We start from the raw sequence: 13,748 nt of genomic DNA, 5'->3' as shown, positions 1-13,748 counted from the left end.
TTCCGCCAGGACTGAGTACGGCAACTCATGTGGAACGGAAGGCCGGCTGACAGCATCCGCCGTATGACGAGCGGTGACAGGGGAGCGACGGCGGCGCTGCACCTTCTCCTGGTCTGGGGGGTGGCGGTGGCGGCCGTACCGGCCCTGGGCCTCGCGCTGGCGGCGGCGGCCTGGGGCGGCGGCGGCGGAGCCGCAGCCGTGGTCCTCGCGGTGGGGGTGCCCGCGGCGGTGGCACTGCTGGCCGCGGCGGCCGTCCCGGCGGGGGCCGTGGTCCCGCTGTGCCGTACGGCCCGGGGCCGCCTCGGCTGGGCGGCCGCGGTCTTCCTCCTCGGCACGCCCGGAGTCCTGGCGGGGCTGGCCGCGTACCACGCCGGGGTCGACCTGGGCGGTGCCGGCACCCGGGTAGCGCTGACGGGGCTCCCCTACGCCGTGGCCGCCGCGTTCTTCGTGCCGGACCGGTGGGTGCGGGCCGGGGCCGTGGCCGCGCTGGCGGCCGGTGTGGCCTACGGCGGTTTCGCCGGACCGGCGCAGGCCCGGCAGCGGCAGCACGAGGCGGAGGTCGCCCGCTACCGGGAGTACGAGGACGTGCAGTACCTGGGTGCCGCGCCACCCGGGATGAGGGTGGAGCGCGTCCGGGTCGGCCCGGCGTTCGGTGTCGAGTACCGCGGTGTCCGGGAGGACGGGTTGTCACTGGTCACGCTCACCGTGCGCTCCCCGTGGGCGCCCCGGGCGCGGTGCCCCGAACTGCCGGAGGAGGGCTCGACCTGCACCGCGGACGCGCAGGGCGGCATCCGCAGGATCCGCCCGATCCCCGGCGGCCGGCCGGAGATCACCCTCGTCCGCAGGTACCGCGGCAGGGAGGCCGAGGTCTCCAGCCAGACCCTCGGCGAACCCGGTCTGCGCCGGCTCCTGGACACGCTGCGCCCGCTGTCGGACGCGGAGCTGGAGCGGCTCATGCGGCAGGACCGGGTCGACGGCGGCTTCTGACCCGGCCCGCCCCGGCGGGGCAGGCGAGGGCTCGTCCCGCCGGGCCCCCACCCGGCGGGACGAGCCGGGCCGACGGCCCTGCGGCGCATCCTCGCGAAATCCGGTTGGCGCCGGCCGCAAGCGCCCCTAGGGTGGGGGCACTTCGACGAGACGTTCCCCGGAAGCACGCCGCAGGGCGGGAGCGTCCCACCTCGCTGAGGTGCCGGAGGGGCGGCAGCTGTCCTTGTCGACCCTTCCTGTCGGAGGTCTTCTCCATGAACGTCGGTATCGGTCTGCCCATCGGCGACCCCGCGGCCCTGCTCTCCTGGGCCCGGCGCGCCGAGGCCGGGCCCTTCAGCACCCTCGGCCTGCTCGACCGGCTCGTCTACGACAACCCCGAGCCCCTCGTCGCGCTCGCGGTCCTCGCCGGTGCCACCTCCCGCATCCGCGTGCAGACCGAGGTGCTGCTCGCCCCGCTGCGCGACACCGCCCTGCTCGCCAAGCAGGCGGCCACGCTGGACCGGATGACCGGCGGCCGCCTCGTCCTGGGCCTGGGCGTCGGCGGCCGGGACGACGACCACCAGGTCGCCGGCGTCCCCTTGACCACCCGGGGCCGGCGTCTGGACGGGCAGATGGAGGTCATGCGGCGGCTGTGGTCGGGGCAGGCCCACGGCGACGGCGCGGGCCCGATCGGCCCGCTGCCCGCCCGGCCCGGCGGCCCCGAGATCCTCTTCGGCGGCTTCCGGCCCGCCGCGATCGAACGCGTCGCCCGCTGGGGCGACGGCTTCCTCGCCGCCGCACCGCCGACCTGGGCGGGCGGTCTGTTCGACACCGCCCGCGCCTTCTGGCGGGAGTACGGCCGCGACGGCGAGCCCCGCCTGGTCGCACAGGTCAACGTCGCGCTCGGTCCCGACCACGTCGTCGACGAGGCCCGGGCCGCGATGCACGCCTACTACGCCTTCACCGGCAGGGCGGACCACATGGTCGCCGGGCTGCTCACCACGCCCGGCGGTGTCCGGGAAGCCGTCACCGCTTTCGCCGGCCTCGGTGCCGACGAGGTGATGCTCTACTGCTACGGCACCGACCCGGACCAGGTCGACCGCCTGGCCGACGCCCTGTGACCGGACGGACGGTCCACGGCACGCCGTGAGGCAGGCCTGTCACCGGCCGTTCAGCCGTGCTGGTGCTGGTGCTGGTGCTGGTGCTGGTGCTGGTGCTGGTGCCGGTGATAGGCCTTGTCGGCGATCCGCCACTCCTCGCCGGTCCGCACCAGCAGGAAGACGTCCGTGAAGGTGTCCGGCCCGTGCCACAGCGTCATCGACGCCGTCGCCACGCTGCCGTGGACGTCGACGGCGTCGACGCGGCGCCGGCGCGTCGGCTCGTCGGGGGCCGGCGTGCCGGGGAACAGGGCGCAGTACTCCTCCAGGCCCCACGAGACGAACCCGCCCTCCCGGATCCCGGAGATGTGCGCGTTAGGCAGGAACGCGTCGCGGAAGTGCCCCGGATCGCCCGTGGCATGGCCGCGTACGTAGGCGCGCAGCGGTTCCAGCACGGCGTCGTCCGGGCCCGGGACCGTGACGGTGACCGCGACGTCGGACTGCGGGTCGGCGGACGTGCCGGCCAGGTCCGCCGCACTGCGCAGCGGGACGCCCGACGCGTCGGCGAGCAACGCCATGTCCTTGGCCAGCGCCCCGACGGTGAACTGGGCCGCGCCCGGCTCCGGCCCCCGCTCACCGGTGAGGAACGACCGCTTGCGGGAGACGAACGCGCTCAGGTGCCCCAGTTCCAGCACGTCCAGGACCTGCCCGCGGGGCAGACCCAGCGCGTCGGCCTGCCGCAGCGCCTCGCGCAGGCTGAGCACGGCCCCCGCCAGGCTGCTGTTGGCGATCAGCTTCAGAGCGGCGGCGGCCGGGGCGTCGCCGCACGGTCGCACGGTGCCCAGCGCATCCAGGACGGGGCGGACCTCCGCGAGCGTGTCCGGGTCGGCCCCGACGAGCAGGTGCAGGGTCCCGGCGGCGACCGCGGGCACCGAGCCCAGGACGGGCGCGTGGACGTAGGCGGTGCCCAGCCGCCCGGCCAGCGCGGCCGCCTCGGCGGGGGCGACGGTGGCGGTGTTGACCACGATCGTGCCGGGGCGCAACGCGCGGTGCACCCGGTCGACGACCTCCTCGCAGGCCCGGCCGTCGAACAGGGCCAGGACCACGACATCGGCCTTCGCCACGGCCTCGCCCGGATCCCGCACCGTACGGGTGGCGCCCGCCGGGCGGTCGGAGCGAGTCCAGCCGATGACGTCGTGGCCCCGGTCGGTCAGTCGTGCCGCGACGGCGGAGCCCATGCGGCCCAGGCCGAGTACGGCGATCGAGTGCGCTGTCATGCGCACAGCCTGCTGCCCCGGCCCGACCTGCCACAAGCGCAGATCCCGCAGGGCAGCCATGCGCACAGAGCAGAGCTGTCCCGGCGGGTGGCCGGCACCGCGCCGCCCCCGCCGGACCGGCATACTCCCGGCATGGCACTGACTGCGTGGCGGACGTTCGTGACGGTGTGCCGGCTGGGGTCGCTGTCGGCGGCGGCGGCCGAGCTCGGCTACACCCAGTCGGCCGTCTCCCGGCAGATCGCCGGGCTGGAGCGGGAGTTGAGCGTGCCGCTGGTGGAGCGGCAGGCGCGCGGGGTGCGCCCGACACCCGCGGGCGAGGTGTTCCGCCACCACGCGCTGGCCACGCTGCACGAGGCGGACCGGGCCGTCCGCGCGGTACGGGAGTGCCGGGACGGGGCGCCCGGCCGACCCCTCGCAGTGGGGGCCACCCCGTCCCTGGCCGCGGGGCTGGTGCCGGTCGCGCTGCGCCGCCTGCTGCGGACGCGGGAGACCCTGCGCTGGAGCCTGCTGCCCGAGCTGAGCCAGGAGCTGCACGAGCGGGTGCTCGCCGGCACGCTCGACCTCGCGGTCGTCACCGACGCGCCCCCCGGACTGCCCACCGACCCGCGGGCCGGGCACCGGTTCCTCGGCCTGGACGAGATGACGGTCGTGCTGCCCGCGGACCACCCGCTCGCCGGGCGGGGGCCGGTGCGCATCGAGCAACTGGCCGACGAGGTCTGGGCCGAGGACAACGACGGTTCGGCTGCGCTGCTCGGTCGGCACGCCGCCCGGTCCGGAGTCACCGCGCGCATCGACCTCGCCGCCGCCGACCTGTTCGGCAAACTGGCCCTGGTCGCCGCGGGCCACGCCGTGGCCCTCGTCCCCGGTGTGCTGACGGGCGCACTGCGCGCGGACGTCACCGCGGTGCCCCTCGTCGACGCGCCGACCCGCGGCATCTACGCCCTCACTCCCCGCCGCGCCCCGCACCCCTCTGCCGAGGCCCTGGCCGACCTGCTGGCACAGACCTTCACCGAAGGCCCCCGACCTACCGCCCAGTCGTGAGCCGCCGCCCCGGCCGAAGTCGCAGCATCCGGCCGAAGCCGCAGCACCCGGCCGAAGCCGCGGGGAACCGGGATGAAGCCCGCGGCACCGGGGTACCCGGCGCCGCATGATCAGGCGCGCACTGTGGCAAGGGCTGGTCGCCGGTAGCGTCGGCGGCGTCGTGATGACCCTCGGGGAGAAGGCGGAGCAGGCGGTGACCGGCCGGCCCGACTCCCACGTGCCCGCCCGGGTCCTGCAGCGGCTGACAGGGCTGCCCGAACGCCCCGGCACCCAGCCGCTGCCCGTCAACTGGGCCATGCACTTCGGCCAGGCCGCCCTACTCGGTGTGCTGCGCTCGGTGATGGCCCAGGCCGGGCTGCGCGGCCCGGTCGCCTCGGCCGAGTTCACGGTCGTGCGCCTCACCAACGACCAGATCCTCGAGAACGCGACCGGCGTCGGAGCCCCGCCCCAGACCTGGCCCCGCAAGGAACTCGTCGTGGACGTCCTGCACAAGGCCGTCTACGCCTTCGTCACCGGCGCCGTCGCCGACGCGCTCGCCGCACGGAACGGCCCCGGCCCGGGGCAGCGGCACGCCGCCCTGCGCCGGGGCCGCCGGGCCGACGTCGGGCCGCTGCCCCGCAGGGACGCCCACGCCCGATAAGCCGTTCCGCGCGCGACGAACAGGAGCGGGTCGCCTCGCGATCGAGGCGACCCGCTCCCGTTCGTCCCCGGTCGTCAGCCGGTGAGGTCGCGGACCACGGTGCTCAGCGTGGCGGCACAGGCCAGGACGGCACACGCCCCGGCCGCATGGCGCCGGAGCAGAGCGCGCCGCAGTTCGGCGTAACGGGCCTCGTACTCCTCGCGCAGTTCCGCCGCCCGCCGGACCGTGCCGCGCAGCAGGCGGCGGCTGACGTCGAGCCGCTGCCGGACGAAATGGACGGTGAGGTCCTCGGCCTCGGCCGCGGTCAGCCACGGCAGCCGCGCGCACAGTTCCTCGGCCTCACGCCGGGCCTGATCGCGGTGCGTATGGGCGAGGAGATACCCCTCGGCCTCCTCCGCCAGACCGCTGCCGCTGCCCGTCGCACCGGCCGGCGCTCCGTGCCCGCCGCGTCTCACGGCCGGTCGCCCTTGTGGCCCTCGGCCTCCACGGCGTCGCGCCGTCCGGTGTTCTCCGCCTGGTCCAGTACGGCGACGTCGGGGTGGTGCAGGTCGAAGGCGGGGGACTCGGAGCGGATCTTCGGCAGGGTGACGAAGTTGTGCCGCGGCGGCGGGCAGGAGGTCGCCCACTCCAGGGAACGGCCGTAGCCCCACGGGTCGTCGACCTCGACCTTCTCGCCCTTCTGGGCCGTCTTCCACACGTTGTAGAGGAAGGGGAAGGTCGACATGCCGAGCAGGAAGGCGCCGATCGAGGAGATGGTGTTGAGGGCGGTGAACCCGTCGGCGGCGAGGTAGTCGGCGTACCGGCGGGGCATGCCCTCGGCGCCCAGCCAGTGCTGCACCAGGAACGTCATGTGGAAGCCGACGAACAGCGTCCAGAAGTGGATCTTCTCCAGGCGTTCGTCCAGCATCGTGCCGGTCATCTTCGGCCACCAGAAGCTGAAGCCGCCGAACATGGCGAACACGATGGTGCCGAAGAGCACGTAGTGGAAGTGGGCGATGACGAAGTAGCTGTCGGTGACGTGCCAGTCCAGCGGCGGCGACCCCAGGATGACGCCGGTCAGGCCGCCGAAGAGGAAGGTCACCAGGAAGCCGGCCGCCCAGAGCATGGGCGGCTCGAAGGACAGGGAGCCCTTCCACATGGTGCCGATCCAGTTGAAGAACTTCACACCCGTCGGCACGGCGATCAGGTACGTCATGAAGGCGAAGAACGGCAGCAGCACCGCGCCGGTGGCGAACATGTGGTGGGCCCACACGGTCACGGAGAGGCCCGCGATGGCGATGGTGGCGCCGACCAGCCCGGTGTAACCGAAGATCGGCTTGCGCGCGAAGACGGGGATGATCTCCGTGATCACGCCGAAGAACGGCAGGGCGAGGATGTACACCTCGGGGTGGCCGAAGAACCAGAACAGGTGCTGCCAGAGCACCGCCCCGCCGTTCTCCGGGTTGAAGACCTGCGCCCCGAACCGGCGGTCGGCCTCCAGGGCGAACAGCGCCGCGGCCAGCACCGGGAACGCCAGCAGCACCAGCACCGAGGTGAGCAGCACGTTCCAGGTGAAGATCGGCATGCGGAACATCGTCATGCCGGGGGCGCGCATGCAGATGATCGTGGTGACGAAGTTGACCGAGCCGAGGATCGTGCCGAAACCGGCGAGGGCCAGGCCCATGATCCACAGGTCTCCGCCGATATAGGGGGTGCGCTCGCCGCCACTGAGCGGGGTGTAGGCGGTCCACCCGAAGTCGGCCGCGCCCTGCGGGGTGAGGAAACTGCTGATCACGATGATCCCGCCGAAGGCGAACAGCCAGTACGAGAACATGTTCAGCCGGGGGAAGGCGACGTCCGGGGACCCGATCTGCAACGGCATGATCGCGTTGGCGAACCCGGCGAATGTCGGCGTCGCGAACAGCAGCAGCATGATCGTGCCGTGCATCGTGAACGACTGGTTGTACTGCTCGTTGGACAGGATCTGCAGGCCCGGCCGCGCCAGTTCGGCCCGGATCGCCATCGCCAGTGCTCCCCCGATCAGGAAGAACAGGAACGAGGTGATCAGGTACAGATGTCCGATCTTCTTGTGGTCGGTGGTCGTCAGCCAGGAGACGATCACCTTCCCCCTGCCGCGGCGCTCCGCCGCGGGTACGGGCGCAACCGGTTCAGTGTGTGTCGCCATCAGTCCTCTATCGGCAGCAACAATGCGTGACGGGTGACGGGTCATCCGACCCGAGGAACCTAATCGCTCTCATTCGTCGCCATTGCCCGACATCATGCTTTCCTGGGCTGAATGGCGGAATGATCCATTCGATGGGGCGGTGCGATCGACGCCGTTCGCGCGGGACCGACTGCCCCTCGACGGTCCTCGGCAGGGGCGGTCCTCGGCATGAGCCGTCCTCGGCGTGAGCGGTCCTCGGCATGGGCCGTTCCCTTCGGCGGGCCGGTGCGACGCCGGCACCGCCCCCGCGGGCGCCGGATGCCGCGCGCGGGTACCCGTGCTCCGCCGTCCACACCTCGCGGACGCGCCCTTCCCGGGAGAAGCTGGTTTCCCCCTCCCCGGCCTGGTTTGCCGCGTGCGGGCCGCGGCACTCGGTGACCCGCGAGAGCGGTCCTCGCCGCGCACCGAGCGCAGGCCGGGCGTACGGTGCCCCGGCCCGCCGGGCGGGCGGAACAGAGGGTGGTCGATGACGACGATCGGCGTGGAAGAGGAGTACCTGCTGCTCGACCCGGTCACGGGTCTGCCGGTGCCCCAGGCGGACAAGGTGCGCGCCGCGGCCGGCGTGGGCCGCCTGGTGGCCGACCAGGAGGTGCAGTACGAGCTGCTGCAGGCTCAGGTGGAGGTGGCCACCCCGGTCTGCACCACCCTGGAGGAGGTCGGTGGCCATCTGCTGCGCCTGCGGCACGCCGTGGGCGGAGCGGCCGAGGAACACGGCTGCCGGATCGGGGTGTGCGGAACACCCCCGGTGCGGCACGGCCGCCCCATCGCGGTCACCGACCAGGCCCGCTACCGCGCGATGGTCGCCCAGGCGCCGCAGCTGGTCGCCGAGCAGCTGGTCAACGGCACGCACGTGCACGTCGGCGTGCCGGACCGGGAAGCGGGCGTGCAGGTCCTCAACCGGATCCGCCACTGGCTGCCGACGCTGACGGCCATGGCCGCCAACTCCCCGCTGTGGGACGGTCACGACACCGGCTTCGCCAGCTGGCGCACGGTGATCTTCAGCCGGTGGCCGGTCAGCGGGATGCCCCCGGCCTTCCGTGACGTCGACGACCACGACCGGCGCGTGGAGCGGCTGCTGGAGGCCGGCCTGATCACCGACGTCGGCCAGCTCTACTGGCAGGCCCGCCTCTCCTCCCGCTACCCGACCGTCGAGGTCCGCTGCCCGGACGTCCAGCTGCGTGCCGACGAGGCGGTCATGCTCGCCGCGATCATCCGGGCCCTGGTGGAGACGGCTCTGGCGGAGGCGAACGCCGGCGTGCCCGCCCCCGACTGCGACCAGGAACTGCTCCAGGGCGCGATGTGGCACGCCGCCCGGCACGGCCTGGGCGACACCCTGGTCGACCCCGGCGGCACCCTGCACCGCGCGGGCGACGTGCTGTACCAGCTCCTGCGGCACGTGAGCCTCGCCCTCGACGCCTCGGGCGACGCCCGTCAGGTCACGTCCCTGGTCCACCGGCTGCTTCAGGACGGCACCGGGGCCGACCGGCAGCGCGCGGCCCTCGCGCACGGGGGCCTGCGGGCCGTCACCGACCTGGTCAGCGCCCAGAGCACGATGCCGTGACGCCGGTGACCCCCCTCTCAGGCGGCCGCGGCGTACGCGGCGGCGACGGCGACGTCCGTACGGGCGTGGACGACCAGGCGCGTGCCCGCCGGGTCGGCTGCCGCCTCCAGGGCCCGGCGGGTGGGAGCGCTGTGCGACGCCACCGACATCAGCACGCCCAGCCGGCCGCACAGGCGGTGCACCCGCAGCAGCACCCCGACCGCGGCGGGCGAGGCCGGTTCCTCCAGGACGACGACCAGGGGAGCCGGGCGGTACGCCTCGGCGAGGCCGCTGATCCGGCTGAGCAGCTCGGCCCGCCCGCCGACGCCGGGGTCGCGGTGGACAGTGACGACGAGAACTCCGCGGGTGAGGGAGTAGGACAGCAACACGGCCTCCGTTTCCACGTGCGGCGGGGGGTGGTTCACCCTCGAAGTACCCAAGGGCCGGTCACCGACGCCTCCGCGGCGGAGCGCCGCGGCCCTGAGGGGGCCCGTCCGGTGCGCGGCAGGAGCCTGTCCGTCCGGTGCGGCCGGGGAACGAAGGAGGCGGGACGGTGAGGGAACACAGCGGGGAGGGCGGACGGCGGATGCTCGCCGATCTGCTGGCCGCGAGCCATCTCATGCCGGTCGAGCTGCTGCCGGACAAGGCCACCGAGTGCGCACGCGCTGCCTCCTTCGGCCGGGTGCTGATCTACCTCGCCGACCTCCAGCGCCGGACGCTGCGCCTGCTGCCCGGTGCCGGTGGGGTCGACGACGACGCCGAACGGGAGCTGCCCGTCGAGGGCACGGTCGCCGGACGGGCCTTCCAGTACGGCGACGTCCTGCCCGCCTCGCCCCCGGGCGGCGACGCCTTCGAGTGGTGGGTGCCGCTGCTGGACGGGACGGAGCGCATCGGACTGCTGCGGGTGAGCGCCGAGCGCGCCGACGCGGCCGCCCACGCGGACATGGAGGCGCTGGCGGGCCTCGTCGCACTGATCATCGTCAGCAAGCGGAGCACCAGCGACGCGCTGGCCCGGACCGCGCGCAGCCGGCCCATGAGCCTGGCCGCGGAGATGCAGTGGAACCTCCTGCCGCCGCGCACCTACGCGGACGGCAGGGTGACCATCTCCGCCGTCCTGGAACCGGCCTACGACATCAGCGGCGACGTCTTCGAGTACGCCGTCGACGGCCCCCTGGTCCACCTGACGATCTTCGACGCCATGGGGCACGACACCGCCGCCGGGCTCTCCGGCGCCCTCGCGCTGGGCGCGTGCCGCAGCGCCAGGCGTCAGGGGGCCGGTCTGGCCGCCAAGGCCGAGGCCGTCGAAGCCGCCCTGCTGGAGCAGTACGACCACCGGCGCTACGTCACCGGCATCCTGGCCACGCTCGACACCCGCACCGGCGTCCTGCGGTGGGTGAACAGGGGCCACCACCCGCCGATCATCATCCGGGACAGCCGCTGGTCCAGCCATCTGCGCTGCCCCCCGGCCCACCCCATGGGCACCGGACTGGGCCTGCGCACCACCGTGTGCGAGGAGCACCTCCAGCCGGGGGACCGCATCGTCCTGTACACGGACGGCATCACCGAGGCCCGCAGCTCGGGCGGACGGGAGTTCGGACTGGCGCGCTTCACGGACTTCCTCGTCCGCCACCACGCCGACGGCCTGCCCGTCCCCGAGACGCTGCGCCGCCTGGTGCAGGCCGTCCTGGAGTACCACCACGGCCGGCTGGAGGACGACGCCACCGTCCTGCTGTGCGAATGGATCGGACCGCACCTGGAGCCGGTCGGCACGGCGGCCGGGCTGACCGGACTGTCATCGCGGACCAGCAGCGGCTCGCCGTCCGGGCCGGGGCCGTGACGGCAGGACCGCCGCACAGACGCGAGGACGCGCGGGCCCGGCACCGCGCGCAGACCGAGGCCGGGCCGCACCCGTGCCGCCGGACCGTGGACCCGGCGGTTGCGGTCACGACCTGACCTCGTCGCCTGCCAGAGTGGCCGCGAAGCCGCCGGCCCGTCGGACGACGGGCCGGCGAACGACGCGAAGACCGAGGTTCCGAGATGACCGTTCTCGACGCACGGGCGCTCAACCGCGCCACCCTGGCACGCCAGTTGCTCCTGGACCGCACCGGCCTGCCCGTGCTCGACGCCGTCGCCCACCTGGGCGGGCTCCAGGCGCAGGAACCGCAGGAGCCGTTCACCGGACTCTGGTCGCGGCTGCGGGCGTTCGACCCGGACGACCTGTCCGCGCTGCTCACCGCACGGCGGGTGGTGCGCACCCACCTGATGCGCCGCACCGTCCACCTGGTCACCGCCGACGACGCCCTGGCCTGGCGCGCCCGCCACGACGCCATGCTGCGCCAACGGGTCCTGGGCGTCTACCGCCGCGAGCTGGACGGCGTGGACCTCGGCGAACTCGCCGCGGCGGGCGAGAAGGTCATGTCCGACGGCGAACCCCGCACCATGCCCGAACTGGCCCGGGCCGTCGCCGGCCGCTGGCCGCAGGCGGGCCCGCGGCCCCTGGGCGAGATGCTGGTCGCCGGTCTCCTGCCGACCGTGCAGCTCCCGCCGCGCGGCCTGTGGCGGACCAAGGGCGGCGCACGCTACGGCCTGATGTCCTCCTGGCTGGGACGCGCGATCGACCCACCGGCCGCGGACGGCTCCGACCCCGTCGGGCAGGCGCTCGTGCGCAGGTACCTCGCCGCGTACGGCCCCGCCGCCTCCGCCGACCTGCGCGCCTGGTGCGGCCTGGCCGGACTGCCGCGCGCCCTGCGCGGTGAACTGCTCTCCTTCCGAGACGAGCGCGGCCGGGAACTCCTCGACCTTCCCGGCGCGCCGCGTCCCGACCCCGATACCCCGGCCCCCGTGCGGTTCCTGCCCGCGTTCGACAACGCGGTCCTCGGCTACGACGACCGCAGCCGCGTCATCGACGACGCGCACCGCGGCCTGTCGGTCGCCGGTGCCCGCCTGGTCCTCGTCGACGGTCGGGTCGCCGCGACCTGGACCGTCGAGGCGGACACCGTCCACGTCACCCCGCTGCGCGGCCTCTCCCGTGCCGAACGCGACGCCGTGGGGGAGGAGGGAAGCGCCCTGGCCTCCTTCCTGTGCGGCGGCCCCGCGGATTGCGCCGACCGCGCCGGCTCCGGCGACCCCGGCGAGGGGCGCGGGCGGGTGCGGATCGCCGCGGCCCCGCGCTGAGGCCGCCGCCGCACACCCCTGATACGCACGCGATCCGGCGGGTACCCAGGGCTGCGCCGCGGACGCGACGCAGCGCCGTCCGCACGGAGACAGCGAGGAGCCGGCATGGGACGGAAGGGGTCGGGGACGCCACGGGACCGGGCCGCGAGCCTGCGGGAGGCCGCGGCCGACGTGTTCGGCTGGGACACGCTCCTGCCCGAGCAGGCCACCGCCATGGAATGGGTGCTCGACGGCGAGGACACCCTCGTCGTCATGCCGACCGGATCCGGCAAGTCCGCCGTGTACCAGGTCCCCGCGGTCCTGCTGCCCGGGCCGGTCGTGGTCGTGTCACCGCTGCTCGCCCTGCAACGCGACCAGATCGCGGGGCTGCCGCAGGGCGAGGGTGCGCCGGGCGCCGTCGCGATCAACTCCGACCTGGGCGCCACCGGGACACGGGAGGCCTGGGAGGCGGTGGAGCGGGGCGAGGCCCGGCTGCTGTACCTGTCGCCCGAGCAACTGGCCAAGGACGACGTGCTGGAACGGCTCGCCGCGGTGGAACCGGCCCTGTTCGTCGTGGACGAGGCGCAGTGCGTGTCGTCCTGGGGCCACGACTTCCGCCCCGACTACCTGCGCCTGGAGCAGGCCGTGCGCCGGGTGGGCCGGCCGCCCGTCCTGGCCCTGACCGCCACCGCCGCCTCACCGGTGCGCAAGGAGATAGCCGAACGGCTCGGGATGCGCCGGCCGCGGCTGATGGTCACCGGCTTCGACCGGCCCAACATCCGGCTGGAGGTCCGCCGTTTCCTGGACGACGAGGAACGGCGCCGGACCGTCGTCGAACGCGCCGCGGCGGAGCCCAAGCCCGGCATCGTCTACGCCGGCACCCGCAAGGACAGCGAGCACTTCGCCCGCGAACTCGGCTCCCTCGGACTGACCACGGAGGCCTACCACGCCGGGATGCGCGCGGCCGAACGCGAGCGCATCCACGACGCGTTCCTCTCCGGCGAGGCGGACGTGGTGGTGGCGACCTCGGCGTTCGGCATGGGCATCGACAAGGAGGACGTGCGGTTCGTCCTGCACGCGTCGCTGCCCGGCTCGCTGGACGCGTACTACCAGGAGATCGGCCGCTGCGGCAGGGACGGGGACCCGGCCCTGGCCGTGCTGCACTACCGGTCCGAGGACACCGGCATGCAGACCTGGTTCGCGGGCCGCACCCCCGGCCGCGACACCCTGTCCGACGTCGCCCGGGCCGTCCACGAGCACGGCGACGACCCCGCCGGCCTCGACGAACTGCGCGAGGACACCGGACTGTCCAGGAACCGGGTCACCGCCGCGGTGAACCTCCTCCAGGAGGCGGAGGCCGTCGACACCGGCGAGGACGGCGAGATCCGCCCGGCCGGCGGGGTGACCCCCGAGGAGGCGGCGGAGGAGGCTGCGCGCACGGCGCAGGCGCACCGCCGCACGGACCGCACCCGCGTCGAGATGGCCCGGGCCTACGCCGAGACGACCGGCTGCCGGCGGCAGTTCCTGCTCGGCTACTTCGGGGAGGAGCACGAGGCGCCCTGCGGCAACTGCGACCTCTGCGACGGGGACCGGGACGGGCAGGGGCCCGGCGAGCGGCCCGAGCACCCGGCCGCGGCCGTCTACCCCGTCGGCACCGAGGTGCGGCACGAGCAGTGGGGGGACGGCACCGTGCTCAGCGAGGACCAGGACCGCATCACCGTCTTCTTCGCGCAGGCCGGGTACCGCACCCTGGCCCTGGAGGCGGTGGCCGGCCAAGAGGGCCTGCTGACGGTGCTGCGCCGCCCCGGAGAGGACCGCTGGTCCGATTGAA

Annotated in this window: 12 protein-coding genes; 8 read left to right on the top strand and 4 right to left on the bottom strand. The window is 74.4% G+C overall.

What is annotated here, in order from left to right; translation table 11 throughout:
* Window positions 1–63: 63 nt before the first annotated feature.
* A complete protein-coding gene (locus tag ACH4C6_RS11475; RefSeq protein WP_398108343.1) occupies window positions 64–987 on the top strand; it encodes a hypothetical protein in 924 nt (307 codons plus the stop codon).
* Between the two features lie 254 nt (window positions 988–1,241).
* Entirely contained in the window at window positions 1,242–2,087 is an 846-nt protein-coding gene (locus tag ACH4C6_RS11470; RefSeq protein WP_398108342.1) for an LLM class flavin-dependent oxidoreductase, read from the top strand.
* Between the two features lie 50 nt (window positions 2,088–2,137).
* On the opposite strand, the gene ACH4C6_RS11465 is transcribed toward ACH4C6_RS11470, so the two are convergent.
* Window positions 2,138–3,400, bottom strand: coding sequence for a nuclear transport factor 2 family protein (locus ACH4C6_RS11465; protein ID WP_398108341.1), 1,263 nt, complete (start codon window positions 3,398–3,400; stop codon window positions 2,138–2,140).
* A 72-nt stretch (window positions 3,401–3,472) separates the two neighbouring features.
* Between ACH4C6_RS11465 and ACH4C6_RS11460 the strand changes: the two genes are divergently transcribed.
* Both ACH4C6_RS11460 and ACH4C6_RS11455 read left to right on the top strand, forming a co-directional pair.
* Window positions 3,473–4,381 carry a LysR family transcriptional regulator gene (locus ACH4C6_RS11460; protein ID WP_398108340.1) on the top strand — a complete coding sequence of 303 codons (909 nt, stop codon included), beginning with the start codon at window positions 3,473–3,475 and terminating at the stop codon, window positions 4,379–4,381.
* Between the two features lie 106 nt (window positions 4,382–4,487).
* Window positions 4,488–5,021, top strand: a complete 534-nt coding sequence (locus tag ACH4C6_RS11455) for a hypothetical protein (RefSeq protein ID WP_398108339.1) — start codon at window positions 4,488–4,490, stop codon at window positions 5,019–5,021.
* Between the two features lie 74 nt (window positions 5,022–5,095).
* On the opposite strand, the gene ACH4C6_RS11450 is transcribed toward ACH4C6_RS11455, so the two are convergent.
* Both ACH4C6_RS11450 and ctaD read right to left on the bottom strand, forming a co-directional pair.
* Entirely contained in the window at window positions 5,096–5,476 is a 381-nt protein-coding gene (locus tag ACH4C6_RS11450; RefSeq protein WP_398108338.1) for a hypothetical protein, read from the bottom strand.
* Window positions 5,473–7,185, bottom strand: a complete 1,713-nt coding sequence (ctaD, locus tag ACH4C6_RS11445; RefSeq protein ID WP_398108337.1) for a cytochrome c oxidase subunit I — start codon at window positions 7,183–7,185, stop codon at window positions 5,473–5,475. The genes ACH4C6_RS11450 and ctaD overlap by 4 nt, the downstream gene beginning before the upstream one ends.
* Before the next feature lie 505 nt (window positions 7,186–7,690).
* Between ctaD and ACH4C6_RS11440 the strand changes: the two genes are divergently transcribed.
* On the top strand, window positions 7,691–8,785 hold the full coding sequence (locus ACH4C6_RS11440; protein WP_398108336.1) for a glutamate--cysteine ligase: 1,095 nt from the start codon (window positions 7,691–7,693) through the stop codon (window positions 8,783–8,785).
* A 17-nt stretch (window positions 8,786–8,802) separates the two neighbouring features.
* On the opposite strand, the gene ACH4C6_RS11435 is transcribed toward ACH4C6_RS11440, so the two are convergent.
* Window positions 8,803–9,153: a hypothetical protein gene (locus ACH4C6_RS11435; protein ID WP_398108708.1), complete on the bottom strand. Its 351-nt coding sequence runs from the start codon at window positions 9,151–9,153 to the stop codon at window positions 8,803–8,805.
* 197 nt (window positions 9,154–9,350) lie between these two features.
* Between ACH4C6_RS11435 and ACH4C6_RS11430 the strand changes: the two genes are divergently transcribed.
* From ACH4C6_RS11430 to ACH4C6_RS11420, 3 genes are all read left to right on the top strand, one after another.
* Window positions 9,351–10,601 (top strand): PP2C family protein-serine/threonine phosphatase, encoded by a 1,251-nt coding sequence (locus ACH4C6_RS11430; RefSeq protein WP_398108707.1) that lies wholly within the window; start codon window positions 9,351–9,353, stop codon window positions 10,599–10,601.
* Window positions 10,602–10,801: 200 nt separating this feature from the next.
* The gene (locus tag ACH4C6_RS11425; RefSeq protein ID WP_398108335.1) at window positions 10,802–11,938 is read left to right on the top strand and encodes a winged helix DNA-binding domain-containing protein; all 1,137 of its coding nucleotides are present in this window, start codon (window positions 10,802–10,804) and stop codon (window positions 11,936–11,938) included.
* Window positions 11,939–12,043: 105 nt separating this feature from the next.
* Window positions 12,044–13,747: a RecQ family ATP-dependent DNA helicase gene (locus ACH4C6_RS11420; protein ID WP_398108334.1), complete on the top strand. Its 1,704-nt coding sequence runs from the start codon at window positions 12,044–12,046 to the stop codon at window positions 13,745–13,747.
* The last annotated feature ends 1 nt before the right edge of the window (window position 13,748 follow it).

The organism is Streptomyces sp. NPDC017943 (genome assembly GCF_044328425.1).
In the GTDB taxonomy this organism is placed as follows: Bacteria; Actinomycetota; Actinomycetes; order Streptomycetales; family Streptomycetaceae; genus Streptomyces; species Streptomyces djakartensis_A.
The sequence above is the reverse complement of the archived record's forward strand: the minus strand, read 5'-3'. Positions and strand labels throughout refer to the sequence as shown.

Excerpts from the sequence above, each read along its gene's own strand:
- ACH4C6_RS11475 (WP_398108343.1), top strand. The coding sequence starts at position 64 with ATGACGAGCGGTGACAGGGGAGCGACGGCGGCGCTGCACCTTCTCCTG.
- ACH4C6_RS11470 (WP_398108342.1), top strand. The coding sequence starts at position 1,242 with ATGAACGTCGGTATCGGTCTGCCCATCGGCGACCCCGCGGCCCTGCTC.
- ACH4C6_RS11465 (WP_398108341.1), bottom strand. The coding sequence starts at position 3,400 with ATGGCTGCCCTGCGGGATCTGCGCTTGTGGCAGGTCGGGCCGGGGCAG.
- ACH4C6_RS11460 (WP_398108340.1), top strand. The coding sequence starts at position 3,473 with ATGGCACTGACTGCGTGGCGGACGTTCGTGACGGTGTGCCGGCTGGGG.
- ACH4C6_RS11455 (WP_398108339.1), top strand. The coding sequence starts at position 4,488 with ATGATCAGGCGCGCACTGTGGCAAGGGCTGGTCGCCGGTAGCGTCGGC.
- ctaD (WP_398108337.1), bottom strand. The coding sequence starts at position 7,185 with ATGGCGACACACACTGAACCGGTTGCGCCCGTACCCGCGGCGGAGCGC.
- ACH4C6_RS11440 (WP_398108336.1), top strand. The coding sequence starts at position 7,691 with ATGACGACGATCGGCGTGGAAGAGGAGTACCTGCTGCTCGACCCGGTC.
- ACH4C6_RS11430 (WP_398108707.1), top strand. The coding sequence starts at position 9,351 with ATGCTCGCCGATCTGCTGGCCGCGAGCCATCTCATGCCGGTCGAGCTG.
- ACH4C6_RS11425 (WP_398108335.1), top strand. The coding sequence starts at position 10,802 with ATGACCGTTCTCGACGCACGGGCGCTCAACCGCGCCACCCTGGCACGC.
- ACH4C6_RS11420 (WP_398108334.1), top strand. The coding sequence starts at position 12,044 with ATGGGACGGAAGGGGTCGGGGACGCCACGGGACCGGGCCGCGAGCCTG.